Source organism: Roseomonas elaeocarpi (genome assembly GCF_042433915.1).
Taxonomy (GTDB): Bacteria; Pseudomonadota; Alphaproteobacteria; order Acetobacterales; family Acetobacteraceae; genus Roseomonas; species Roseomonas elaeocarpi.
Genome location: NZ_JBHLUN010000007.1, coordinates 218,433 through 241,459, shown reverse-complemented (window position 1 = coordinate 241,459; position 23,027 = coordinate 218,433). Strand labels below are relative to the sequence as shown.

The 23,027-nt window shown below is 70.7% G+C and carries 20 protein-coding genes; 8 read left to right on the top strand and 12 right to left on the bottom strand.

Annotated elements, in window-relative coordinates; genetic code table 11:
* Positions 1–49 precede the first annotated feature (49 nt).
* The gene (locus ACFFGY_RS11205) at positions 50–352 is read left to right on the top strand and encodes a hypothetical protein (RefSeq protein ID WP_377044571.1); all 303 of its coding nucleotides are present in this window, start codon (positions 50–52) and stop codon (positions 350–352) included.
* A gap of 128 nt (positions 353–480) precedes the next feature.
* Here the strand turns inward: ACFFGY_RS11205 and ACFFGY_RS11200 are convergent, their stop codons facing one another.
* Positions 481–1,404 carry a LysR family transcriptional regulator gene (locus ACFFGY_RS11200; protein WP_377044570.1) on the bottom strand — a complete coding sequence of 308 codons (924 nt, stop codon included), beginning with the start codon at positions 1,402–1,404 and terminating at the stop codon, positions 481–483.
* A gap of 87 nt (positions 1,405–1,491) precedes the next feature.
* Here ACFFGY_RS11200 and ACFFGY_RS11195 point away from each other — a divergent pair, with 87 nt between their 5' ends.
* From ACFFGY_RS11195 to ACFFGY_RS11180, 4 genes are all read left to right on the top strand, one after another.
* Complete coding sequence (locus ACFFGY_RS11195) at positions 1,492–2,286, top strand: alpha/beta fold hydrolase (RefSeq protein ID WP_377044569.1); 795 nt, start codon at positions 1,492–1,494, stop codon at positions 2,284–2,286.
* 129 nt (positions 2,287–2,415) lie between these two features.
* The gene (locus tag ACFFGY_RS11190; protein WP_377044568.1) at positions 2,416–3,549 is read left to right on the top strand and encodes an LLM class flavin-dependent oxidoreductase; all 1,134 of its coding nucleotides are present in this window, start codon (positions 2,416–2,418) and stop codon (positions 3,547–3,549) included.
* A gap of 29 nt (positions 3,550–3,578) precedes the next feature.
* On the top strand, positions 3,579–4,613 hold the full coding sequence (locus ACFFGY_RS11185) for an ABC transporter substrate-binding protein (RefSeq protein WP_377044567.1): 1,035 nt from the start codon (positions 3,579–3,581) through the stop codon (positions 4,611–4,613).
* 77 nt (positions 4,614–4,690) lie between these two features.
* Complete coding sequence (locus ACFFGY_RS11180) at positions 4,691–5,569, top strand: MBL fold metallo-hydrolase (RefSeq protein WP_377044566.1); 879 nt, start codon at positions 4,691–4,693, stop codon at positions 5,567–5,569.
* Positions 5,570–5,747: 178 nt separating this feature from the next.
* Here the strand turns inward: ACFFGY_RS11180 and ACFFGY_RS11175 are convergent, their stop codons facing one another.
* Together ACFFGY_RS11175 and ACFFGY_RS11170 are read right to left on the bottom strand one after the other, a co-directional pair.
* Positions 5,748–6,596, bottom strand: coding sequence for a carbon-nitrogen hydrolase family protein (locus tag ACFFGY_RS11175; RefSeq protein ID WP_377044565.1), 849 nt, complete (start codon positions 6,594–6,596; stop codon positions 5,748–5,750).
* Positions 6,597–6,606: 10 nt separating this feature from the next.
* Positions 6,607–7,488: a BKACE family enzyme gene (locus ACFFGY_RS11170; RefSeq protein WP_377044564.1), complete on the bottom strand. Its 882-nt coding sequence runs from the start codon at positions 7,486–7,488 to the stop codon at positions 6,607–6,609.
* Between the two features lie 576 nt (positions 7,489–8,064).
* Here ACFFGY_RS11170 and ACFFGY_RS11165 point away from each other — a divergent pair.
* Positions 8,065–8,577: a flavin reductase family protein gene (locus tag ACFFGY_RS11165; protein WP_377044563.1), complete on the top strand. Its 513-nt coding sequence runs from the start codon at positions 8,065–8,067 to the stop codon at positions 8,575–8,577.
* Between the two features lie 183 nt (positions 8,578–8,760).
* Here ACFFGY_RS11165 and argJ read toward each other — a convergent pair whose 3' ends face one another.
* The 4 genes from argJ to ACFFGY_RS11145 all read right to left on the bottom strand — a co-directional run bounded on the left by argJ (position 8,761) and on the right by ACFFGY_RS11145 (position 12,934).
* Positions 8,761–9,996 carry a bifunctional glutamate N-acetyltransferase/amino-acid acetyltransferase ArgJ gene (gene argJ, locus ACFFGY_RS11160; protein WP_377044562.1) on the bottom strand — a complete coding sequence of 412 codons (1,236 nt, stop codon included), beginning with the start codon at positions 9,994–9,996 and terminating at the stop codon, positions 8,761–8,763.
* Between the two features lie 7 nt (positions 9,997–10,003).
* Positions 10,004–10,951 (bottom strand): peptidylprolyl isomerase, encoded by a 948-nt coding sequence (locus ACFFGY_RS11155; RefSeq protein ID WP_377044561.1) that lies wholly within the window; start codon positions 10,949–10,951, stop codon positions 10,004–10,006.
* A 313-nt stretch (positions 10,952–11,264) separates the two neighbouring features.
* Positions 11,265–12,746, bottom strand: coding sequence for a monocarboxylate uptake permease MctP (gene mctP / locus ACFFGY_RS11150; RefSeq protein ID WP_377044621.1), 1,482 nt, complete (start codon positions 12,744–12,746; stop codon positions 11,265–11,267).
* A gap of 5 nt (positions 12,747–12,751) precedes the next feature.
* Positions 12,752–12,934, bottom strand: a complete 183-nt coding sequence (locus ACFFGY_RS11145; protein ID WP_377044560.1) for a DUF3311 domain-containing protein — start codon at positions 12,932–12,934, stop codon at positions 12,752–12,754.
* A gap of 265 nt (positions 12,935–13,199) precedes the next feature.
* On the opposite strand from ACFFGY_RS11145, the gene secA reads away from it, so the two are divergent.
* The gene (gene secA / locus ACFFGY_RS11140) at positions 13,200–15,950 is read left to right on the top strand and encodes a preprotein translocase subunit SecA (protein WP_377044559.1); all 2,751 of its coding nucleotides are present in this window, start codon (positions 13,200–13,202) and stop codon (positions 15,948–15,950) included.
* An 84-nt stretch (positions 15,951–16,034) separates the two neighbouring features.
* Here the strand turns inward: secA and ACFFGY_RS11135 are convergent, their stop codons facing one another.
* The 5 genes from ACFFGY_RS11135 to ACFFGY_RS11115 all read right to left on the bottom strand — a co-directional run bounded on the left by ACFFGY_RS11135 (position 16,035) and on the right by ACFFGY_RS11115 (position 20,976).
* Positions 16,035–17,051 carry an ABC transporter substrate-binding protein gene (locus ACFFGY_RS11135; RefSeq protein ID WP_377044558.1) on the bottom strand — a complete coding sequence of 339 codons (1,017 nt, stop codon included), beginning with the start codon at positions 17,049–17,051 and terminating at the stop codon, positions 16,035–16,037.
* A gap of 124 nt (positions 17,052–17,175) precedes the next feature.
* The gene (locus tag ACFFGY_RS11130; RefSeq protein WP_377044557.1) at positions 17,176–17,913 is read right to left on the bottom strand and encodes a dienelactone hydrolase family protein; all 738 of its coding nucleotides are present in this window, start codon (positions 17,911–17,913) and stop codon (positions 17,176–17,178) included.
* A 190-nt stretch (positions 17,914–18,103) separates the two neighbouring features.
* Positions 18,104–19,060 (bottom strand): acetyl-CoA carboxylase carboxyltransferase subunit alpha, encoded by a 957-nt coding sequence (locus ACFFGY_RS11125; RefSeq protein WP_377044620.1) that lies wholly within the window; start codon positions 19,058–19,060, stop codon positions 18,104–18,106.
* 168 nt (positions 19,061–19,228) lie between these two features.
* Positions 19,229–20,032 (bottom strand): phosphatase PAP2 family protein, encoded by an 804-nt coding sequence (locus ACFFGY_RS11120; RefSeq protein WP_377044556.1) that lies wholly within the window; start codon positions 20,030–20,032, stop codon positions 19,229–19,231.
* A complete protein-coding gene (locus ACFFGY_RS11115; RefSeq protein WP_377044555.1) occupies positions 20,029–20,976 on the bottom strand; it encodes a tyrosine recombinase in 948 nt (315 codons plus the stop codon). The genes ACFFGY_RS11120 and ACFFGY_RS11115 overlap by 4 nt, the downstream gene beginning before the upstream one ends.
* Before the next feature lie 272 nt (positions 20,977–21,248).
* Between ACFFGY_RS11115 and aroB the strand changes: the two genes are divergently transcribed.
* Complete coding sequence (gene aroB / locus ACFFGY_RS11110; RefSeq protein ID WP_377044619.1) at positions 21,249–23,012, top strand: 3-dehydroquinate synthase; 1,764 nt, start codon at positions 21,249–21,251, stop codon at positions 23,010–23,012.
* The last annotated feature ends 15 nt before the right edge of the window (positions 23,013–23,027 follow it).

Genomic DNA, 23,027 nt, shown 5'->3' with positions numbered 1-23,027 from the left:
GTTGCAGAAACGATCCTCCGGGGCTCCCAATCTGGGCGAAGGCGCAGCAATGGAGGTCAGCGTGCCACGAGCCCGCATTGAATATTATCGCGCGCAGATCAGGGCACTGCGCTTTCAACGGCTCGACGATGCGTCACGGGACAGGCTGAGTGCCGTCTACCGCTCCGGTGCGTTCCAGGACGCGGCCAACACGGATTCCAGCCCGGAAGTCAGCGACCTGCTGGAGATGTTCCTGGAAGAACGCGTACCCCCCGAAATCTCGCTCGAGTACGTCCAGAAGTTCGTGGCGGAGGAAGTGGTGTTCCACAACATCCGAAGACCCCACGCCCTGCGGCTGCTCAGCAGGAACTAAAGGCACCGCGCGGCGACGGGGCGCCCGCCGATCATCCCCGCTCCGGACAGGATCCCGTGCAGGCCCGGCACGCTCCGCGCCGCCCCCATTCGTCACGATGCGGCACGCGATGATCGCCCGGCGTCGTTCTACGCCCCCTGCCGCGTCGTGGCCGCGGGCGGCGAAGCCGGGGCCGTAATCTCCACCAGCCAGTCGATCACGGCCCGCACCCGCACCGGCAGGTGCCGCCCGGCGGGGTGGATCACCGCGACGGGCGGCCCTTCCACCTCGAAGGCCTGCAGGATGGGCACCAGCGTGCCACGCTCCAGCTCGTGGTGCACCGCCCACCAGGAGGAATGCACGATCCCGATACCCTGCACCGCCGCCTCGCGCAGGCAGTCGCCGTTGTAGAGCGCGAGGTTGCCGCTGACCCGCAACCGCTGCCGCCCACCCTGCGGGGTGCGGAAGCTCCAGTCCGGGCCGAAGCGGCCGTGGATGCAGTTGTGCGACAGCAGGTCCTCCGGCACGCGCGGCGTGCCGCGCCGCGCCAGGTAAGACGGTGCGGCCGCGGTGATCATCGGCCCTCGCGTCAGCTGCCGGCGCATCGCTCCGGAGTCCTCCAGCTCCCCGGTGCGCACGGCCAGGTCGAAGCCGGCCTCGATCAGGTCCACCGGACGGTCGCTGAAATGCACCTGCAGGTGCAGCTGCGGATAGCGTTCCAGGAAGTCCGGCAAGGCAGGCACCAGGGTCTGCCGGCCGAACAGGTTGGGCACCACGATCCGCACGGTGCCCTGCGCCGCTTCCGTCGCGCGGGCCATGAGGTTCTCCACGTCGGCCACGTCGCGCAGGATTCCCTGGGCACGCTCGAACAGTGCCTGCCCCTGCTCGGTCAGCGCCACACGGCGGGTGGTCCGGTTGAACAGGCGGACGCCCAGCTCGTCCTCCAGCCGCGCGATGGTCTTGGTGACGGTGGAGGCGGAGGCACCGAGCTTGTGCGCCGCGGCGGTGAAGCTGCCCTGCTCGCACACGGTGACAAAGGTGTGGAAGGCGCCGAACCGGTTCGACACGGCCATGAACACTGCCTCCTATTGCGGAACTCCGCTCACAGATGACCTTCTAATTATTGCGGTTTTGCCGGGCAAGCACGGCGCTAACCTCCGATGCAAGCCAAGGGAGGGATGCAGGCCGCGATGCAGGACATCTTCGTGCCGACCAGCTTCGGGCGGATCCACGCCCTCGCCGCCGGCGAGGGGCCGGTGTTGATCCTGCTGCACAGCAACGGCGGCTCGGCCTACGAGTACGAGCACGTCATCGAGCCACTCGCCGAGCGCTTCCGCGTCATCGCCTGGGATATGCCGGGCCAGGGCGATTCCGATCCGCTGGTGCGTCACATCGGCGTCGCGGACTACGCCGACGCGGTGGTGGAGTTCATGGACGCACTGGGGATCGACCGGGCCAGCATCCTGGGCGCCTCGATCGGCGGCGCGATCTGCGCCTCGCTCGGCGCGCGTCACGCGGCGCGGGTGCAGCGGCTGTTCATCGCGGAATGCCCGTTCCGCTCACCCGAGGAATGGCAGCAGATCTGGCCACGCACCGAGGCCGGCTACGCCCCGATCACGCAGTCGGAGGAACGCGTCCGTCCGCGCCTGCGCGCGCTGACGCCGGAACTGCTCACGCGCTGGAACATCGACCGCTCCAAGGCCGGCACCAAGACCTGCCTCAGCGTGATGTGGGCGCTGCGTGAGTACGACCTCGCCGCGGACCTGCCGCGCCTCGCTCCGAACCCGGTGCTGATCTTCGGCGATCGCAGCCCGACGGTTGGCAAGCTCGACCGGTTCCGGGACGTGCTCACCACCGCCAGCACGCACGTCATCACGGATTGCGGGCACTTCCCGATGATCGACGACCCGGACGCCTTCACCGCCATCGTGACGCGGGAAATGGACAACGGCTGAGGCGCGGGCGGCCCGCCACGCGGCGGGCGGCGAGATCTGGTTCGAACACAGCAGCCTGGAACGAGGCGCCCCGGGACAGACCGGCGGGGAAAAAGACCGGCGCACAGGTCAGTGAAAGGGAACAAGCAGATGAGACTCGGCTACTTCGCCATGCCGATGCACCCGATGCACCGGCCCTGGGCCGAAACCCTGGACGAGGATCGCGAGGCGATCATCCTGTGCGACAAGCTCGGCTTCCACGATGCCTTTATCGGGGAGCACCTCACCGACAAGCTGGAAAACATCAACAACAGCCTGCTGTTCCTGGCCACGCTGATCCACGCCACGAAGCAGATCCGCCTGGCGACGGGCACGTCGAACCTGTCGCAGATGCACCCGACGCTGATCGCCTCGCACGCCGCGATGTTCGACCAGTTGGCCAAGGGGCGCTTCATCTTCGGCATCAGCCCCGGCAGCCTGCGCTGCGACGCCGAGGTTCTGGGCACGCTGGACGAGGACCGCGGCAAGCTGTTTGCCGAAGCGATCGACGTGATCCTGGAGATCTGGAAGCAGAACCCGCCCTATCGCATTGATCTGCCGGGCAACCGCTTCAAGGTGTCCACCGAGAAGACGGAGGCGCTGGAGATCGGGCTGGGCTACCTCGGCAAGCCGTACCAGCGGCCACGGCCCGAGGTCGTCGGCACCGTCGTCGCCCCCTACTCCAAGGGCGTGGTGCTGATGGGGCAGCGCGACTTCCACCCGCTCTCGGCCAACTTCCTGCAGGGCAAGTGGGCCAGGACGCACTGGGCGAACTACGCCGAGGGCAAGCAATCCGTGGGCGAGGTGGCGGAGGTCGCCGACTGGCGGCTGGCGCGCACCGTCTTCGTCGCGGATGACGAGGCGACGGCGCAGCGCTACGGCATCGAGGACGCGAACAGCCCCTATCGCTTCTACTACCGCCAGATCATGACAAAGTTCGCGCGCATCAACCGGCTGGGCGTGTTCAAGCAGGACCGGGACCAGCCGGACAGCGAGATCACCCTCGAATACGTGCTGCGCAGCCTGGTGATCTGCGGCACGGTGAACAGCGTGGTCGATCAGATCCTGGCGCTGCGCGAGATCACCGGCGATTTCGGCGAGATCGTTTATGCCGGCATGGACTGGGTGGAACCCGCGCTGGCCAAGCGGTCGATGGAGCTGATGGCAACCGAGGTGATGCCCAGGGTCAACGCCGCCATCGCGCAAGGCCAGTCGTCGCGGCCGAGGGAGGTCGCGGCCAACTGAAGGCGCTGCGTGTTCGGGAGGAAACAAGAATGTCGCATCAAATGGCGATCGGGCGCAGGCCCCTGCTCCGCGCCGCGGGCCTCGGCACCGCCGCGGCGATCCTGGGGCGCGGCGGACGCGCCGGGGCGCAGGCCCCGTCGGCGGGCGCCGTGGTCAACATCGTCAACACCCGCGGCACGGCGACCTCGACGATGGAGGAGTTGATGCGCCGGCGCGGCCACCTGGGGGAAATGGGCCTGAAGCCCAACGCCGTTTACGTGGCCGACGCGTCGAAGCTGATCGGCTCGCTGATCAGCGGCGAAAGCGACATCTGCATCTTTTCCGGCGTCGCCACCGTGCTCACCGCCATCGACAAGGGCGCGAAGATCCGCCTGCTCAGCGGCTCCATGATGGGGCTGGAACACGCGATCTACGCGCGCAACCCCGCGATCCGCTCGGTGCGCGACCTGGAAGGCAAGACGCTTGGATCGGGCTCCACCGGGGCGCTGCTGCACGTCATGTGGGCGGCCATCCTGCGGAAATACGGCGTCGACGAGCGCAAGGTCCGCTTCGTCAACATCGGCGGCGCGCCGGACGTGTTCCGCGCCGTGGCGGCGGGCGTCGTCGATGCCGGCATCGCCGAGATCGACGTCTACGACCAGCAGGACAAGTACGGGGTCCATGTCCTGGCGGAGGGCGACCTGTGGAAGGAGCTGCCGGACTTCATCTTCCAGGGCGCCTACGCGTCGGAGACCGCGCTGCAGACCAAGCGCGAGGTTCTGAAGCGGACGCTGGCCGCCTACGCGAAGCTGTTCCGCTTTGTCGCGGGGCCGGATTCCGAGCAGGACTTCGTGGACGCGCAGCGCGTGGTCACCGGCAACAATGCCGACGAGCGCAACGCCCGCTGGCAGTGGCGCTTCTTTCGTGAGAACGGCGTCTTCGCCACCGACCTCGCCTTGGCCGAGCCCAAGCTGCGCTACATGCAGGAGCTGAATGTTTCGCTCGGTGTGCAGCGGCGCACCATGCCGCTGGACGAGATCACCGACCGTAGTCTGGCGCGCGAGGCGGTGGCCCTGCTGGCCTGAAGCGGACCCCGCCGGCAGGCTGCCGGCGGACGCGTCGCGCCGCATCGGCAAACATCACTTCGCCCCAGGAGGATCGCGTGACCCCGGACCCCAGCAACGGCGCCCACGCCTATACCGTGGGCCGTTACCGCGTCACCGTGGTGTCCGACGGCCACAACACCGCGCCGCTGGCACCCGACTTCGTCCGCAATGCTCCGACCGAGGCGGTTCAAGCCGCGCTGGCCCGGGCAGGCTGGCCGACCGATACGCTGACCACCAGCTACGCCCCGATCCTGATCGAAGGCGACGGGCGGCTGGCGCTGATCGACACCGGCGTCGGCCCCGATGCCGGGTCGGCGCCGGGCTCGACGCGGGGGCGGCTGCTCGCCAACCTGGCTGCGCTGGGCGTCAGCCACGAGGACGTGGACACGGTGGTCATCTCGCACTTCCACGGCGACCATGTGGGCGGGCTGGTGTCGCACGGCGCGCCGGTGTTTCCCCGCGCGTCCGTCCACGTGCCCGAACCGGAATGGCACTTCTGGATGAGCGACGAGGAGCGCACCGCGGCGCCGTCGGGCCGCATGCGGAACCTGTTCGACAGCAACCGCGCGATCTTCGCCGCTCTCCCTGCCCCGCACCCCTTCCGCTGGGGGGATGAGGTGATCCCAGGTCTGCGCGCCGTCGGCACGCCCGGGCACTCGATCGGCCATACCTCCTTTGATCTGGTGTCCGGCGGGCAACGGGTCTTCGTCCAGGGCGACCTGACCAACCACGCCGCGTTGTTCCTGCCGCATCCGGACTGGTTCGCGGGCTTCGACCAGGACGGACCGCAGGCGGTGCGGAGCCGGCTGGAGTGGTACCGTCGCCTTGCGGCGGAGCGCGTGGCGGTGCAGGCCTTCCATCACCCCTTCCCCGGCCTCTCCTACCTGGAGGCGGAAGGGGACGGCTTCCGCCGGGTTCCGATCGAAGGGGTCTGAGCGGCAGGCGCCCGGTCCGATCCTGAGCCCCGATCCTGAGCCCCGATCCTGAGCCTGGGGGCAAGCCATCACCCCATCGCCTTGCAACCACGGTGGTCGCTTCCCTCCCTGCAAGGCAGCGGGATCAGCAACGCATCCGGGGAGCGGGCCAGGAGATGTATGCGCCAACGATGTTGCGCTAACCCGCCGCCGCTGCGGACACGCTCCCGGACGTCGCATTTCCCCGCAGCCAGGGATTCGCGGCCCGCATCCGCGCCACCATCCCCAGGTCGAGATCCGCCATCACCAGCCCCGGCTCCTCGCCGCCCTCGGCCAGGATCCGCCCCCAGGGATCGACGATCAGGGAATGGCCGAGGCTGCGCCGGTCGCCGCCGTGCTGCCCGCACAGCGCAGCGCCCACCACGAAGCTGCCGGTGTCGATCGCGCGCGTGCGCAGGATGGTGTGCCAGTGCTCGCCGCCCGTGGCGGGCAGGATGGCGGCCGGGATCAGCATCACCTCCGCCCCCATGCCCGCCAGCGTGGCGAAGAGCTGCGGGAAGCGCAGGTCGTAGCAGATGGTCATGCCGAAGCGGGCGAGCGGCGTTTCGGCCACCACGGGGTGCCGCCCGGCGGCGAAGCTGCGGGACTCGAAGGCCTCCCGCCCATCCGGCAGGACCAGGTCGAACATGTTGATCTTGTCGTAGCGCGCCGCCACCGTGCCGTCGGGCAGCAGGATGAAGCCGCGGTTCGCGGGCCTCCCGTCCTCGGCGGTCACGGTGAGGGAGCCGACATGCAGCGTGCGCCCGACCTCGCGCGCCAGGTCCCGAAAGGCGGCCAGCGCGGGGTGCGCCTCCTCGCGAAAGGCGCCGGCGCGCATGACGCGGCCGCGCCCGTCCATCAGGGCGCAGTATTCGGGCAGCGAGATCAGCTCCGCGCCCCGTTCCGCGGCCTCGCGCACCCAGCGGGCGGCCTGCGCGAGGTTGGCCGCCATGTCGTCGCGGCTGTTGAGCTGGACGCAGGCGGTGCGGAGAATGCGGCTCTCGGTCATGCAGGGACGCTCAGCGCGGCGGCAGGCCCAGGATGGCGCGCGCCTCGTCGGGCGTGGCCACCTCCTCGCCCAGGGTGCGGATGATGTGGACGGCGCGCTCCACCAGCACGGTGTTGTTCTCGGCCGGCACGCCGCGCTCCAGGTAAAGGTTGTCTTCCAGCCCGACGCGGGCGTGGGCGCCGAGCAGCACGGCCTGCGCCACCATGGGGAACTCGTGGCGGCCGATGCCGAAGCTGGCCCAGGCGGAGCCGTGCGGGATCAGCGCCTTGAACAGCGCCATGGTTTCGGTGGTGGCCGGGGCACCCCAGGGAACGCCGAGCACGGCCTGGAACAGCGGCTGCGGGTCGAGCAGTCCCTTCTCGATCATGCGCAGGGCCAGCGCCACGTGGCCGGTGTCGAAGACCTCGAGCTCCGGCTTCACGCCGGCCTCGCGGATGGCGGCGCCGATGGCCTGGACGTGGGCGGGGATGTTGATCAGCGCACCCTTGCCGAAGTTGAGCGAGCCCATGTCGAGCGAGCAGAGCTCGGGCCGCAGCTCCGTGATGTGGCGCACGCGCTCGGCCGGTCCGCGAAGGTTGGAACCCGGTGCCGGCTGGTTCACGCCCTCATCCGCCGGAATGTAGCGGGCACCGGGACCGGTGGTGAGGTTGACGATCACCGGCGAGCCGCTGTCGCGGATCCGCTCCACGACCTCCCGGTACAGGTGCAGCCCCATGCTGGGCTTGCCGGTCTCGGGGTCGCGGACGTGGATATGGGCGATCGCGGCGCCGGCCTTGCAGCTGTCGATTGCGGCCTGGGCGATCTGCGCCGGGGTAACGGGAATGGCCTTGAAGCGGTCGGCGACGTCGTCGCCGCCCGTGACGGCGCAGGTGAGGATGATCTTGCGGGCCATGGTGTTTCCTCCTGTTCTGAGGTGCCCCGGGGCCGGAGATCGGTCGGAACACCGGTTTGCCTGGGCCATCCTCGGCCTTCGCCGCCGGGGCAGCCCTTCTCAGCGGCCGGGCGAAACGCCGGCCCGCGCCACCGTCGGCGTGCGGGCGCGAAGCGGACGGCCGGTGCTGTGCGGCACTGCGATGCCGCGGCGGTGAAAACGGCCCCGGCCTTGCGGGGCGGATGCGGAGCGGTCCTGCATGGGGCCTGCCTGGGGCGTGCTTGAGCGGTGGGAAACTTAGCAGCGGCGGTGCGCGGCATTACCGAGGACGCGGGGAAGAGCTTTTTTCCCGTCAGGCAATAATGGCGTCCCGACCCTGGCCCGGTGGCACAGCCCTCACGGCGTCGCCGGTGCTCCGGCAGACCCGGCGCGATGGGGCGGACCAGCCGCCGCGATCCCGGAACAGCCTGGCCGATGACGGGGCAGCCGGCCCGGTCATCTCGGACAACAGCGCAACAATCACTTTCTGCCGCGAAGACTGTTGCCCGGCGCGGCGAAACTCTAACTCCCCGGCAGAAGGAGCCGAGGAACCGTTCCATGTCGCAAGCGTCCGAGACCGCACCGTCGCTGTCGCAGAGCTTCCGCGCCGCGATGGGCTGCTTCACCACCGGCGTGACCATCGTCACGTCGTGCTCCACGGCCGGGCCAGTCGGCATGACGGCCAACTCGCTGACCTCGGTCTCGCTCGATCCTAGCCTGTTGCTGGTATGCCTGAAGAAGGGCGGCCTGACCGGCGAGGCGATCCGCGCCCACCGCAGCTTCGCGATCAACCTCCTGGCCGAAGCGCAGGAGGATCTGGCGATGCGCTTCGCGCGCCCTTCCGACAACCGCTTCGGCGGCGTGGAGGTGGACTGGGACGCGCGCGGCGTGCCGCTGATCCATGGCAGCGCCGCGCATATCGTGTGCGACCTCCATGCCGTGCACGACGCGGGCGACCACGAGATCTTCCTGGGGCAGGTCGTGAGCTCGGTCCACGACAAGGCGATCGAGCCGCTGGTGTTCCGGGCGGGCCGCTTCGGCACCTACCAGCCGCGCGCCGTCCCGGCCTGACGGGGCGACCAAGGCACGGGACGCGGAGGGCTGGGGCGCGGAACACGATGCGCCCGCAGCCACGTCGTGTCGGCACAGGAGTGTCCCGCCCGCACCCGCGCCGCCATTCCGCCCGGCCGGAGACCGGGCGGAATGGCGCTCAACGAACCCTTCCGGGGCGGCGAGCCGCCGCCCGTTGCCGGTCTAGCTCCGGTACGACCCGTTGATGTCGATGTAGCCGTGCGTCAGGTCGCAGGTCCACACCGTGGCGGAGCCGCGGCCGAGGTCCAGGTCCACCGCGATGTCGATCTCGCGGCCCTTCATATGCGCCACCACCGGCGCCTCGTCGTAGCCCGGCACCAGCCCGCCGTCGCGCGCCATCCAGGTGCCGCCGACGGCCACCGACAGCCGGTCGCGGTCCGCGGGCTCGCCGGCCTTGCCGACCGCCATGACGATGCGGCCCCAGTTGGCGTCCTCGCCCGCGATCGCGGTCTTCACCAGTGGCGAGTTGGCGACCGCCATGGCCACGCGCTTGGCCGAGGCATCCGTCACCGCGCCGGTGACCTCCACCTTGATCAGCTTCTGCGCGCCCTCGCCGTCACGCACCACCTGCAGCGCCAGGTCGTGCAGCAGCTCGTCCAGCGCCGCCTGGAACTCCGTCAGCACGCCGCCCGACAGGCGCGACACGCGCGCGTGCTCCGCCTGGCCCGTGGCGAAGAGCAGCACCGTGTCCGAGGTCGAGGTGTCGCTATCCACCGTGGTGCAGTTGAAGGACCCATCCACCGCGCGCTTCAGGCAGGACTGCAGCACCGCCTGCGGCAGCTTGGCGTCGGTGGCCACGAAGCTCAGCATCGTCGCCATGTCCGGCGCCACCATGCCCGAGCCCTTGGCGATGCCCACGATCGTCACCGTGCCCTCGCCGATGCGGGCGGTGCGGGTGGCGGCCTTGGGAAAGGTGTCGGTGGTCATGATGCCGCGCGCGGCCGCCGCCCAGTTGTCGGGCGCCAGCGTGCCATGTAGCGCCGGCAGGGCCGCGGTCAGCTTCGCGTGCGGCAGAACCTCACCGATCACGCCGGTGGAGGCGAGGAAGACCTCGCCCGCGTCGCAGCCACTCAGCTGCGCCGCGGCCTCGGCCGACAGGCGCGCCGCTTCCTCGCCGGCCTTGCCGGTGAAGACGTTGGCGTTGCCGGCATTCACCACGACCGCGCGGGCGGTGCCGCCGCGCAGCGCCCGGCGGCACCAGTCCACCGGCGCGCCGGGGCACTTGGACTGCGTGAAGACGCCCGCCACGGTGGTTCCCGCGACGAACTCCATCATCATCAGGTCGTCGCGACCCTGGTAGCGGATGCCGGCGGCGGCGGTGCCGAGCTTCACGCCGGCCACGGCCGGAAGCGCCGGCATCTCGACCGCGAGGGGAGAGGTGGGGATGGTCTTGGCCATGGCGCGCTTACCGCCGGCCGGCCGGCGCCGCGGCGGGCGGCGGCGTGGCGGTGTCGAGGGGCGAGGCCGCGCGGACCGGCGTGCCGTCCATGTTGAAACGTTCGACCTTGGCGGCGGCGCGGTACTTCTCCACCGCGGCGTTCACCGCCTCCTCGAAAGCAGCCTGACGCAGGGCGGGCTTGCGCTCCTCGAAGGTGGCCGGCTGGGCGGTGCGGCGCTCCTCGAGCTTGATGATATGCCAGCCGAAGGCGGAATGCACCGGCTCCGGGCTGATCTCGCCGGGCTTCAGCTTGAAGGCGGCCTCGGCGAATTCGGGCACCATGTCGCCCTTCTTGAAGAAGCCCAGGTCGCCGCCGTTGGTCTTGCCGCTGGGGTCGGTCGAGCGCGCCTTGGCGATGGCGGCGAAGTCGGCGCCGGGCTTGCGCACCTCGGCCAGCACCTGCTTGGCCTCTTCCTCGGTGGCGACTAGGATGTGGCGGGCGTGCACCTCCTCCTCGGCGGTCGCGTTCTTCTGCTCCGCCTCGAAGCGCTTGCGCAGCGCCTCGTCGGTGGTGGCGGCGGCCACGTCGCGGCGCAGCAGCGCCTGCTGCAGCTCCCCGTCCTCGGCGTTCTGCATCCGGTGCCGGACCTCGGGGTCCTTGTCGAGGCCCTGGGCGCGGGCGGCGATCACCACCGCCTTCTGCGCCACCAGCTGGTCCACGATCAGCGGGTAGAGCATGGCCGGCGGCGCGTTGCGGACCTCGGCCGGCAGGTCCTGCGCGGCCTCGCGCACGTCGTTCAGGCGGATTTCCTCGCCGTTGACGCGCGCCACAACGGGGTTCGCGTCCTGGGGCGCGGCGGGTGCCGGTGCGGCCGCCGGGGCAGCGGTCGTCGCGGGTGCCGGGGCCGGCGGGGTCTGGGCCGCGACGGGAAGGCCCAGCAGACAGAGCGGCAGGGCAAGATGGTGCAGTCGCATGGTGCTTCGGGGCCTAAGGCGAGAGGTCGCTGAAAATGCCGCGCCCGCCGGGCGGCCACAAGAGCAGGTGGCCCGGAGCGACGGAACAACACCGGGCCTTACGCGGGGTTACGCGTCCCGGACGGCGGGGCGCCGCGCGGTGGCGCCGCACCCGGTTCCGGACAGCCATGCGAGGACGTCCGGAATCTTGTCAGGCCTGCCGCAGCCCCGGGGACCTCTGCCACGGGGTGGGGAGAAACCTGGGGCGGGAAGAAGACCGTCCGGCGCTGCGGAAGGGGCCGGCAGGGAGGGCACCGGCCCTCCCCTTCTCCGTTCAGGCGGTGCGCGGCGAGGTGGCCGGCGACACAGCCCGGACGATCAGGTTGGCCACCACGGCCACCACGACGTTCACCACCACCGCCAGCAGCCCGACATAAACGGTGTAGCTATCGCCGCCGATCACCAGCGTGTGCAGCGGCTTCAAACCGTTGCTCCAGGCCAGGTAGGAACCGCCGAAGAAGCCCACGATCCAGCCCAGGAACAGCGGGGTGCCACGGAACCAGCTGGTGAACAGGCCGAACACCACCGCCGGGAAGGTCTGCAGGATCCACAACCCGCCCAGCAGCTGCAGGTCCAGCGCGAACTGCGTCGGCAGGAACAGGATGCAGGCCAGGGCGCCGAACTTCACCAGCAGCGAGGTCACCTTGGCCACCTGCGCCTCGCCCGCAGGCGTCACGGCCGGATTGACGTAGGCCTTCCAGAAATTGCGGGTGAAGAGGTTGGCGGCGCCGATGCTCATCACCGCCGCCGGCACCAGCGCGCCGATCGCGATGGCGGCAAAGGCGAAGCCCGCGAACCAGGAGGAGAACAGCGCCTGGAACAGCGCCGGCACCACCGCTGTGGGGCTGGACACCGTGATGCCCGCCGCATGCGCCATGTAGCCCATCAGCGCGATCAGCCCGAGCAGGATGGTATAGGCCGGCAAGAGGATCGCGTTCTTGCGGATGGTGTTGCCGGAGGAGCTCGCGAAGATGCCGGTCAGCGTGTGCGGGTACATGAAGGCGGCCAGCGCCGAGCCCAACGCCAGCGTGGCGTAGGGCAGGTACTGCGCGGGCGCCAGGGTCAGCCCGCCGCTGCCCTTGGCCGCGAAGACCCGCTCGGCCGAGGCGAAGACGTTGGCGTAGCCGCCGAGCTTGAGCGGGATGATGGCCACCGCCACGAGCACCACGATGTAGATCATGATGTCCTTGACGAAGGCGATCAGCGCCGGCGCCCGCAGCCCCGACGAATAGGTGTAGAGCGCCAGGATCACGAAGGCGATCGCCAGCGGGACATGGCCGGTCAGGCCCAGCGCCGCCAGCACAACCTCCATGCCCACCAGCTGCAGCGCGATGTAGGGCATGGTCGCCAGCACGCCGGTGATCGCCACCGCCAGTTCCAGCGAGCGGGAGTTGTAGCGGGCATGCACAACATCCGCCGCGGTGACGTGGCCGCCGGCCGCCGCCACGCTCCAGAGCCGGGGCATGATCGCGAAAACGATCGGGTAGACGATGATGGTGTAGGGCAGCGCGAAGAAGCCGTAGGCGCCCACCGCATAGACCACGGCCGGCACCGCGATCACGGTATAGGCGGTGTAGAAGTCGCCACCCACCAGGAACCAGGTGATCCAGGTGCCGAACTTGCGGCCACCCAGCCCCCACTCGTCCAGGTGAGCCAGGGTCTCGGGGCGCCGCCAGCGGGCGGCCACGAAGCCCATCACCGTCACCAGCACGAAGAAGGCGGCGAAGACGCCCAGCGCCGTCCAGTCGAGGTTCATCCCGCTCACCGCCGGTCCTCCCGCGCCTTTACCATGCGGTAGGCAATCCAGAGCAGGATCGAGGTGATCGGCACCCAGAGCAGCTGGTACCAGTAGAAGAAGGGGAAGCCGAGAAAGGAAGGAGCCTGGACATTGTAGAACGGCACCCAGAGCAACCCGATAAAGGGTAGCAGCAACAGCAGCCACATGGCGTTCGCCCCGATTCTGTTGAGCCCGCAGGGCCTGGATGCTGACGCCTCACCCGCGGCTTTGGCAATCTCCGGTAACACGGAGGCACCCGGCCCCCGCGGCGTCGGCGAGTGAGCCGCGGGACCGGCGGGTCATTTCGTTGACCACGCCCCTCCCGCCCCCTATCTGTCCGCCGGCGCTCCGGGATGCCCTTGCCCCCGGCCCGGCGCCGCTGCCAGGGACCCGTTGCCCGCCCCGGCCGCCTCGGAGAGACCCGGAAAACCTATGTTCGCACGCCTTGCCCGCGCCCTGATCGGAACTTCCAACGACCGCGCCGTGAAGCGCTACCAGGCGCGCGTCCCGGCCATCGCGGCGCTGGAGCCGCAGATGGCGGCGCTGTCGGACAAGGCGCTGCGCGGCAAGACGGCCGAGTTCCGGGAACGCCTCGCCAAGGGCGAAACCCTGGACGACCTCCTGCCCGAAGCCTTCGCGGTGTGCCGCGAGGCCTCCAAGCGCGTCCTGGGCATGCGCCACTTCGACGTGCAGCTGATCGGCGGCATGGTGCTCCATGACGGGCGCATCGCCGAGATGAAGACCGGCGAGGGCAAGACGCTGGTGGCGACGCTGGCGGTGTACCTCAACGCGCTGGGCGGCAAGGGCGTGCACGTGGTGACCGTGAACGACTACCTGGCCAGCCGCGACTCCGCCGAGATGTCGCACCTTTACGGCTTCCTGGGCCTGACCACCGGCGTGATCGTCTACGGGCTGAACGACAACGAGCGCCGCGACGCCTATCACTGCGACATCACCTACGGCACCAACAACGAGTTCGGCTTCGACTACCTCCGCGACAACATGAAGTACCGGCTGGAGGACATGGTCCAGCGCGACTTCAACTTCGCCATCGTGGACGAGGTCGACAGCATCCTGATCGACGAGGCGCGCACACCCTTGATCATCTCCGGCCCCTCGGACGAGAGCTCGGAGCTTTACGGCCAGGTGGACACCGTGGTGCGGGAGCTGGTGCGCGATAAGGACACCTTCGACAAGGACGAGAAGCAGCGCTCGGCGGTGCTGACCGAGCTCGGCACCGAGCGCGTGGCCGAGATGCTGGCCGCGGCTGGGTTGCTGGTGGAGGGTGATCTCTACGACAGCTCCAACGTGACGCTGGTGCACCACGTCAACCAGTCGCTGCGCGCCCATGTCCTGTTCGCCCGCGACGTCGACTACATGGTCCGCCAGGGCAAGATCGTGATCATCGACGAGTTCACCGGCCGCGCCATGGAGGGCCGCCGCTACTCGGACGGTCTCCATCAGGCGCTGGAAGCCAAGGAGCACGTCGAGGTCCAGCCCGAGAACCAGACGCTGGCCTCGATCACCTTCCAGAACTACTTCCGCATCTTCCCCAAGCTGTCCGGCATGACCGGCACCGCCTCCACCGAGGCGGACGAGTTCGCCGAGATCTACAAGCTCGAGGTGGTGGAGATCCCCACCAACCTGCCCGTCGCCCGCAAGGACGCCGACGACGAGGTGTACCGCTCGGCCGCCGAGAAGTACGAGGCGGTGGCCAACCTGATCGCCGAGTGCCGCGAGCGCGGCCAGCCCTGCCTCGTGGGCACGACCTCGATCGAGAAGTCGGAGCTGCTGAGCGAGCTGCTCAACCGGAAGAACGTGCCGCACCAGGTGCTCAACGCCCGCTACCACGAGCAGGAGGCGGCGATCATCTCGCAGGCTGGCCGCCCGGGTGCGGTGACGATCGCCACCAACATGGCCGGCCGCGGCACCGACATCAAACTGGGCGGCAATGCCGAGGCCCTGGCCCGCGCCTCCTTCGCCGGCGAGCCCGAGGGGCCGGAGTTCGAGGCCCGCATGGCCGAGATGCGTCGTGAGGTCGAGGCCGCCGCGGCGCGGGTGAAGGAAGCCGGGGGCCTCGCGGTCATCGGCACCGAGCGCCACGAGTCGCGGCGCATCGACAACCAGTTGCGCGGCCGCGCCGGCCGCCAGGGCGACCCGGGTGCCTCGCGCTTCTTCCTGAGCCTCGAAGACGATCTGATGCGCATCTTCGGCTCGGACCGCATGGGCGGGATGCTGGGCAAGCTCGGCCTCAAGGAGGGCGAGGCCATCGTCCATCCGTGGATCAACAAGGCGCTGGAAAAGGCCCAGCGGAAGGTCGAGGCGCGCAACTTCGACACCCGCAAGAACCTGCTCAAGTACGACGACGTGATGAACGACCAGCGCAAGGAGGTCTACGGACAGCGCCGGTTCTTCATGCAGGCCGCCGACGTGGCCGAGGCGGTGGCGGAGATGCGCCGCGAGGTGATCGACGACATGGTCGCCCGTGCCATCCCCGAGAACTCCTACAGCGAGCAGTGGGACCTGGCCGGGCTGCAGGAGCGCGCGACGCTGGTGCTGGGCCTGGATCTGCCGGTCGCGGAATGGGGTGCCGAGGAAGGTATCGACGAAACCCAGATCCGCGAGCGGATGCAGGAAGCGGCCGACCACGCCTATGCCGCGCGGGTCGCCAATATCGGCCCCGAGCGGATGCGCGAGATCGAGAAGTCGATCCTCCTGATGGTCTTCGACAAGGTGTGGAAGGACCACCTGCTGTCGCTCGACCACCTGCGCCAGGGCATCGGCCTGCGCGCCTATGGCCAGCGTGACCCGCTGAACGAGTACAAGTCGGAAGCCTTCAACCTGTTCAACGGGATGCTCTTCGACCTGCGCGAGGACACCACCCGCTGGCTGATGCATGTCAGCCTGACGCCGGAACAGCCGCTGCCGAGCCCCGAGCCGATCCAGGTCACCGACATGCGCCACCCGCAGGCGCCGGAAGCCCTGGCCACCGACGGCGGCGTGCCGCAGGACCCCTTCGCGGTGGCGGCCTACGGCAGCGCTGCTTCCGCCGTGGCGGCCGCGCCGCTGTCGCCGGGCGTTTCGGCGGAGGATCCCTCCACCTGGGGCCGCACCCCGCGCAACGCCCCCTGCCCCTGCGGCTCGGGCAAGAAGTACAAGCACTGCCACGGCCGCGAGGGCTGAGCGCAGCCTGAGCGGCTCCGGCCTAGGCCGGAGCCGGTCGGTAAGGGGCGGCCCGACGGCGCCTTCCGTCCGGAAGGCACCGCCTCACCCCAGCATTGCCACCGCCTCCCGCGCCAGCGACATGTCGGCCACCGCTGCGAAAGGCAGTAGCCTGGTCTGGGTCTTCAGCGTCATGTTCAGCCGCTGCATGTAGTCCAGCCGCTCCTCGCTCAGCACCAGCTCGGGCGTGAAGGGGCGGTAGCGCTGCACGAAACCCCAGATCGCCAGGCCACCGGCATCGCCCGCCGAGGGATACAGCGTGTTCCAGGCGCGCATGAAGGCATCCTTCGCCTCCGGCCGCTGCACGAAGCGGTAAAGCTTCGCATAGGCCGCCAGCGACCGCACCAGTGCCGGGCGCCGCCGCGCGATCGCCGCGTCCGAGGCGTAGGCCCCCTGGTAGGTGTATTCCGGCAGCTCCACGGCGAGGTTGCCGTGCTCGACCAGCCGGACCTTCAGCTCCTCCTGCCGGTCGATGATGGCGTTGTCGCTGATCCCGGCATCGACGGTGCCCATCGCCACGGCCCGGAACACGCTGGCGCTGTCGCCGATGTTGATGAAGCGCACCTTGTTGATGTCGACGCCCTGCTTGAGCATCGCCGCCACGGTGAGCTGGTGCAGCAGCGATCCCACGGAGCCGCTGCCGACGGTCCTGCCTTCCAGGTCCTTCAGGGTGCGGACCTCGGGCTTGGCGGTGAACAGCGCCAGCGCCGGCAGCAGCGAGGCGCCGCCCAGGACCTTCAGCCCCGCCCCGCGCTCGACCGCCGGGAAGACCTGGGCGAAGCCGGTCATCATGGTGATGTCGATCTCGCCGCCGATGATGCCGGCCGTGATCTTGGCCCCGTCGGCGATGCTCAGGATCGTGGGCTGGAGGCCGAACTCCTGCAGGAAGCGGCTCTGGTTCATCAGCTCCTGCATCGTGGCGTTCAGGTTGCCCGAGGCATTGGCGATGGTCACCGGGATGGGCGTGCCGGCCGCCGGCTGTGCCGGCGCGATGGCGGGGAAGGCCCCGGCCGTCAGCAATCCGCCGAGCGCCGCGCGGCGTGAGATCGGGCCGATCGACATGCGTCCTCCTGCCGCCCGTCCCGCGTCCTCGCGGGTTGCCTGACGGCCCGGCCAGCATCGCCAGCCGCCCCCGTTCCGGCCAATCAGAAAGCGGGGCGGCGCCATAAGAACGGGGCGCGTCCGCTCACGCGCGCAGGGTCGCGCCGAACAGCTCGAAGAGACGTTCCCAGTGCCGCTCCGCCGCGGCGCGGTCGTAGACGGGGCGCTGCGGAAAGGCGAAGGCGTGGTCCACGGCCGGGTAGACCTCGACCTCGGCCGGAACGCCGCGTTCCGCCAGGGCCTGTTGCAGCGGCGCGGCGGTCTCGGCCGGCGCCAGGTGGTCCAACTCGGCATAGGCGACGTAGACCCGCGTGCCGGGCGGCACGGTGCGGTGCGGGCTGTCCGGCCGCTCCGTCAGCAGCCAGGTGCCGTAGACCGAGGCCGCGGCCCTGATCCAATCAGGGTGACGGGCCGCGGCGCTGAGGGCGTATTGCCCGCTCATGCAGTAGCCGACCGTGCCGGCGGTGCCGGGGGAGGCGGCGGGATCCCCGTCCGCGTAATCGATCAGCGCGTCGGTGTCGGCCATCACGCCCGGGATCGTCAGCGAGCGCATCAGCGCGAGGTAGCGGTCGCGCGTTGCTGCGTGGGCCGGGCCGATGAAGGGGCCCATCTCCTCCTCGCCCGAGCGGTAATACAGGTTGGGCAGCATCACGTAGTAGCCGACGCTGGCCAGGCGACGGACCATGTCGCGGAGCTCCTCCCGGATACCGGGCGCGTCCATGTAGAAGATCACCAGGGGATGCGGCCCGCCCCGTTCCGGGTGGCAGATGAAGGTGTTCACCCGCCCCTCGGCTGTATCGATTCCGACCTGCCGCTCGATCATCCCGCGCCTCCTCCCGGAAGCGGCAGAAGAACAGCGGCGGTGGCTGCGGTGAAGAACAGCTTCGTGCCGAGGGGCATAAGAAACGCCGCTCCGGCGTGCCGGGCGCCCCTGGCCAGGGGCGCGGCGGCTGCGGAACCGTCGCGGGTCACGGTCAACCCTCCGTCCGGCTGGCCGGGCGGAAGCGATGGGCTCAGAGGCTGCCCGAGCGGGTCATCTCCAGGAACTTCTCCTGCCGCCGCGCCCGCAGCGTGGCGCCGTCCAGCGCCAGCAGCGGCTGCAGCGCCTCCCAGATCGCGTCGCCCACCTTCTGCACCGTCTGCTCCGGCGCGCGGTGGGCGCCGCCCAGCGGCTCCGCCACCACGCTATCCACCAGGTTGAGGCGGACGAGGTCCTCGGCGGTCAGGCGGAACGCCTCGGCCGCCTGCGGCGCCTGGGCCGCGTCGCGCCACAGGATCGAGGCGCCGCCCTCGGGCGAGATCACGCTGTAGATCGAGTGTTCCAGCATCAGGATCCGGTCGGCGGCCGCCAGCGCGATGGCACCGCCCGAGCCGCCCTCGCCGATCACCGTGGCCACGAAGGGCACCGGCGCGTCGAGGCAGCTCTCGATGGAGCGCGCGATGGCCTCCGCCTGGCCACGCGCCTCGGCCTCGATGCCCGGAAAGGCGCCCGCGGTGTCCACGAAGCTCAGGATCGGGATGTTGAAGCGGCTGGCCAGCGTCATCAGCCGCTGCGCCTTGCGGTAGCCCTCGGGCCGCGCCATGCCGAAGTTGTGCTTCACCCGGCTCTCGGTGTCGGTGCCCTTCTCGGTGCCCAGCACCATGACCGAATGGCCGCGGAACCGCCCGAGGCCACCGATGATGGCGGCGTCGTCGGCGAAGGCGCGGTCGCCGGCCAGCGGCGTGAACTCCTCGATCAGCCCGGCCACGTAGCTCAGGCACTTCGGGCGGTCCGGGTGGCGGGCGACCTGTGCCTTCTGCCAGGGGGTCAGCTTGGCATAGGAGGCGGCGAGCAGCTTCTCGGCCTTGTCCTGCAGGCGGCCGACCTCCTCCGCCACGTCGATGCCGCCGGCATCGGTGGTACGGCGAAGCTCCTCGATCTGGCCTTCCAGCTCGGCGATCGGTTTCTCGAAGTCCAGGAAATGACGCATCATGGGTCCGTACAGGGGGACGTCGAGGGCTGCTAGCCCAGGTGGCGCCGGGGGGCCAGCCCCCCACCGCATGCAGCAGGCGCCGGCGGGCGGGAATGTTCCTCGCCCGGCCGGCCCGGGGTTGCAAGAGGCGCCGTGACGCGGAAGGTCCCGCCTCGGGACCCAGCCTCAGGGCAGGTCGCGCACCCGCTCCACCGCGCCGCGCCGCTGCAGCCGGCGCGCGATCAGCGACCACAACAGCGACCAGCCCACGCCCATGCACCAGCCGGCCAGGACATCGCTCGGCCAGTGGACGCCGAGATAGATGCGGCTCATCCCCACCAGCGCCGTGACGACCGCGGCCAGGGTGACCACGTAGATTCGCAGGCGGCGGTGTTCCTGGGCGCGCGCCACCAGCCCCGCCAGCGTCAGCCAGCACAGCGCCGAGAGCAGGGCATGCCCGGACGGGAAGCTCGCGGTGTAGACCTCCACCGCGTGCGGCACGAGGTCTGGGCGCGGCCGCTCGAAGCCGAGTTTGAGCAGCGCCGAGGCCGCCATCCCGCTGCCGATCGCGAAGCCGGTCAGCAGCGCCAGCCGGCGCCGGCCGTCGAGCAGCAGCCCGCCGATCACCGCCAGGGTGATCGCCACCAGGATGGTGTGCGAGCCCAGCGCGGTGATGTCGCGCGCCACCTCCTCGAGCCAGCGGGGGCCGATCGGGTCCGAAAGGTCGGCGGGGTTCCGCAGGGCGAGCAGCAGGGCACGGTCGAAGCCGAACTGCGTGCCGGCGCGCACCGCCCAGCCCAGCCCGGCAAAGCTCCCGAAGCACAGCACGAGGCCGCCCACCGCCATCCAGGTGTCGCGCCGCTCCGGCCGGACCCTGCCGACGGCGGCGACGGTTGCGCGCGGGAGGCGCGGCACGCCGGACGGCCCTGGCCCCGGAAGGGCCCGGGCCGGCGGGTCGGCAGTGGTGAGACCCCAGGGATCCGCGCTCACGGTTCTTCCTCGCCTTCCGTCTCCGCATCCTGCGACAGCGGGTGGTGCGCGGCCAGCACCGCGTGGAGGCGTTCTTCCAGCACGCGGGTGTAGATCTGCGTGGTGGCGATGTCGGCATGGCCCAGCAGCACCTGGAGCGAGCGCAGGTCTGCCCCGCGCGCCAGCAGGTGCGAGGCGAAGGAATGGCGCAGCGCGTGCGGCGTCACCCGCCGCGGCTCGATCCCGGCCGCCAGCGCCGCGTCGTGCAGGATGATGTTGAGCGTTTGCCGCGTCAGGTGGCCCGAGGCACCGCGCGACGGAAACAGCCAGCGCCCGGCCTTGGCATCACCCTTGCCCTCGCGGATCGGGGCGCGCAGCGCGGCCAGGGCGTCGCGGGCGCGTTGGCTGACGGGGATCAGGCGCTCCTTGTTGCCCTTGCCACGCACCGCCACCATCGGGGCGCCGTCGCGCAGCGCCGCGGCGGGCAGCCCGACCAGCTCGCTCGCCCGCAGGCCGGAGCCGTAGAGCAGCTCGCAGATCGCGGTGGCGAGCGGCCCGCGCCGGCCCGGCAGCGTGGCGGCGGCGGCGATCAGTTGCTCCACCTCCTCTTCCCGCAGGGCCTTGGGCAGCGAGGGCTGTACCTTGGGCGCGTCCAGCAGCGCCGTGGGATCGTCGGCGCGCATCCCCTCGGCCACCAGGAAGCGGAAGAACTGCCGGAAGGTGGACAGCCGGCGCGCCGCGGTGCGCGCCGAGAATCCGGCGGCGGTGAGGCCCGCGAGATAGCTGCGCAGGCCCGCCTCGCTGGCCTGGACCAGCGCCTCGCCCCGGCGCTTGAGGAAGCCCGCGAGGTCGAGCAGGTCCGCCTCGTAGGCGACCCGCGTGTTGCGCGCCGAGCCCCGCTCGGCGGACAGCATCGACAGGAAGAGGTCGATGTCGAGTTCGGGCGCGCGCGGCTCCGGCGGCACCCGGTTGTCAGCCGGGTCCGTCAGCGGGGACCGAAGCGCTCCGGCGGCAGGGTGTGTTCCACCGGCTGCTGCCTGACATCGGGCGGGAAAGCGCCTATGGCGAGGAGGCCGACGACGAGTAACCCGACGACGACGAGGAGGACGAGCAAGAGTGGGCGACGAAACATGGACTTGTGCGGGGTCCCTCGCGTGCGGGCGAAGCCGTGCTAGCCTTGAGCATCGTGTCGCGCAACCTGGCTTCCCCGATTGATCCGGCTTCGGTACCGGAAATGATGTCCCTGCCCGACGGCAAGGGCCTGGCCGCCGCCCTGCCCGATGCGGCGGAAGGTGCGGTGGCGGACGAACCCGCGCCCTCCGTCACGGCCGACCACGCCCCTTCCGTTCCCCCGCGCCTGCCCCCGGCGCTGCGCGGCGGCATCGTGCTGGTGGGCCTGCCCGGAGCCGGCAAGAGCTCGATCGGCCGGCGCCTCGCGGCGCGGCTCGCGCTGCCCTTCCTCGACTCCGACCACGAGATCGAGGCCGCGGCCGGCCTGCCGGTCACCGAGATCTTCGCCCGCTACGGCGAGGCGCATTTCCGCGACGGCGAGCACCGGGTGATCGCGCGCATCCTGAACGGCCCACCCGCCGTGCTGGCCACCGGCGGCGGCGCCTTCACCGACGCGCGCACCCGCGCGGCCATCCGCGCCTCGGGCGCCACGGCGGTGTGGCTGCGCTGCGAGCTGCCGATGCTGGCGCGGCGCGTCTCGGGCCGCGAGCACCGCCCGATGTTCGTGGGCCAGGACGCGGCCGAGGTGCTGAACCGGCTGGCGCGCGCCCGACACCCTTTCTACGCGGAGGCCGATATCGTGGTGAACTGCACCGACGAGACCCCGGAAATCACCACCGACCACGTCCAGGCCGCGCTGGAACGGCACGTCCCGCCCGCGCGCCTGGCGGTGCAACTGGCGGAGCGTTCCTACGAGGTGGTGACCGGCCCTGGCCTGCTGGCCCGCGCGGGCGGGCTGATGGCGCCGGTGCTGCCGGCGCCGCGCGTGGTGGTGGTGGCCGACGCCACCGTGGCGGCGCTGCACGGCGCCACGCTCCGCACCGCGCTGGCGGATGCGGGCATCGAGCTCCGCGCCGAGCACGCCGTGCGGCCGGGCGAGGCCTCCAAGAGCATGGCCGTGCTGGAAGAGGTCCTGGACGCGATCCTGGGCGCCGGCATCGACCGCAAGACCGCCGTCGTGGCGCTGGGCGGCGGCGTGGTGGGCGACCTCGCGGGCTTCGCGGCCGCCGTGGCGATGCGCGGCCTGCCCTTCGTGCAGGTGCCGACCACGCTGCTGGCGCAGGTCGACAGTTCCGTGGGCGGCAAGACCGGCGTGAACCTCCGGGCCGGCAAGAACCTGGCGGGCGCCTTCCACCAGCCGCTGATGGTGCTGGCCGACACGGAGGTGCTGGGCACCCTCCCCCCGCGGGAGCTGCGGGCCGGCTGGGGCGAGGTCGCCAAGCACGGGCTGCTGCAGGGACCGCTCTGGGACTGGTGCGAAAGCAACGGCCCCGCCGCCGTGGCGGGCGACCAGGCGGCGCTGCGCCACGCTGTGCTGGAATCCTGCCGCCTCAAGGCCGCCGTGGTGGCGGCCGACGAGCGCGAGGAAGCCCCCGAGGGCGGCCGCGCGCTGCTCAACCTCGGCCATACCTTCGGCCACGCCATCGAGGCGGAGTGCGGCTACGACGGCTCGCTCCTCCATGGCGAGGGCGTGGCGATCGGGCTGGTGCTGGCGGCGAAGCTGTCGGCCGCGCTGGGCTACTGCGACCCGGCGCTCCCGGGGCGGGTGGAGCGCCACCTGCACGCGATCGGCCTGCCGGCCTCGGTGGCGGAGCTGAACCGGCGCTTCAGCGCCGCGACCCTGCTGAACCGGATGCGCAAGGACAAGAAGGTCCGCGACGGCGCGCTGCGCTTCGTGCTGCTGCGCGCGCCGGGCGAGGTCTTCACCGCCGGCGACGTTCCGGCCGCGGCGGTGGAGCAACTGCTGCGTGAGGAAGGCTGCACCGCCTGACGGCCGGCCGCCCCC

Bases quoted from the DNA above. Each gene is read 5' to 3' on its own strand.
- ACFFGY_RS11205 (WP_377044571.1), top strand. From the start codon at position 50: ATGGAGGTCAGCGTGCCACGAGCCCGCATTGAATATTATCGCGCGCAG.
- ACFFGY_RS11200 (WP_377044570.1), bottom strand. From the start codon at position 1,404: ATGGCCGTGTCGAACCGGTTCGGCGCCTTCCACACCTTTGTCACCGTG.
- ACFFGY_RS11195 (WP_377044569.1), top strand. From the start codon at position 1,492: ATGCAAGCCAAGGGAGGGATGCAGGCCGCGATGCAGGACATCTTCGTG.
- ACFFGY_RS11190 (WP_377044568.1), top strand. From the start codon at position 2,416: ATGAGACTCGGCTACTTCGCCATGCCGATGCACCCGATGCACCGGCCC.
- ACFFGY_RS11185 (WP_377044567.1), top strand. From the start codon at position 3,579: ATGTCGCATCAAATGGCGATCGGGCGCAGGCCCCTGCTCCGCGCCGCG.
- ACFFGY_RS11175 (WP_377044565.1), bottom strand. From the start codon at position 6,596: ATGACCGAGAGCCGCATTCTCCGCACCGCCTGCGTCCAGCTCAACAGC.
- ACFFGY_RS11170 (WP_377044564.1), bottom strand. From the start codon at position 7,488: ATGGCCCGCAAGATCATCCTCACCTGCGCCGTCACGGGCGGCGACGAC.
- ACFFGY_RS11165 (WP_377044563.1), top strand. From the start codon at position 8,065: ATGTCGCAAGCGTCCGAGACCGCACCGTCGCTGTCGCAGAGCTTCCGC.
- argJ (WP_377044562.1), bottom strand. From the start codon at position 9,996: ATGGCCAAGACCATCCCCACCTCTCCCCTCGCGGTCGAGATGCCGGCG.
- ACFFGY_RS11155 (WP_377044561.1), bottom strand. From the start codon at position 10,951: ATGCGACTGCACCATCTTGCCCTGCCGCTCTGTCTGCTGGGCCTTCCC.
- mctP (WP_377044621.1), bottom strand. From the start codon at position 12,746: ATGAACCTCGACTGGACGGCGCTGGGCGTCTTCGCCGCCTTCTTCGTG.
- ACFFGY_RS11145 (WP_377044560.1), bottom strand. From the start codon at position 12,934: ATGTGGCTGCTGTTGCTGCTACCCTTTATCGGGTTGCTCTGGGTGCCG.
- secA (WP_377044559.1), top strand. From the start codon at position 13,200: ATGTTCGCACGCCTTGCCCGCGCCCTGATCGGAACTTCCAACGACCGC.
- ACFFGY_RS11135 (WP_377044558.1), bottom strand. From the start codon at position 17,051: ATGTCGATCGGCCCGATCTCACGCCGCGCGGCGCTCGGCGGATTGCTG.
- ACFFGY_RS11130 (WP_377044557.1), bottom strand. From the start codon at position 17,913: ATGATCGAGCGGCAGGTCGGAATCGATACAGCCGAGGGGCGGGTGAAC.
- ACFFGY_RS11125 (WP_377044620.1), bottom strand. From the start codon at position 19,060: ATGCGTCATTTCCTGGACTTCGAGAAACCGATCGCCGAGCTGGAAGGC.
- aroB (WP_377044619.1), top strand. From the start codon at position 21,249: ATGTCCCTGCCCGACGGCAAGGGCCTGGCCGCCGCCCTGCCCGATGCG.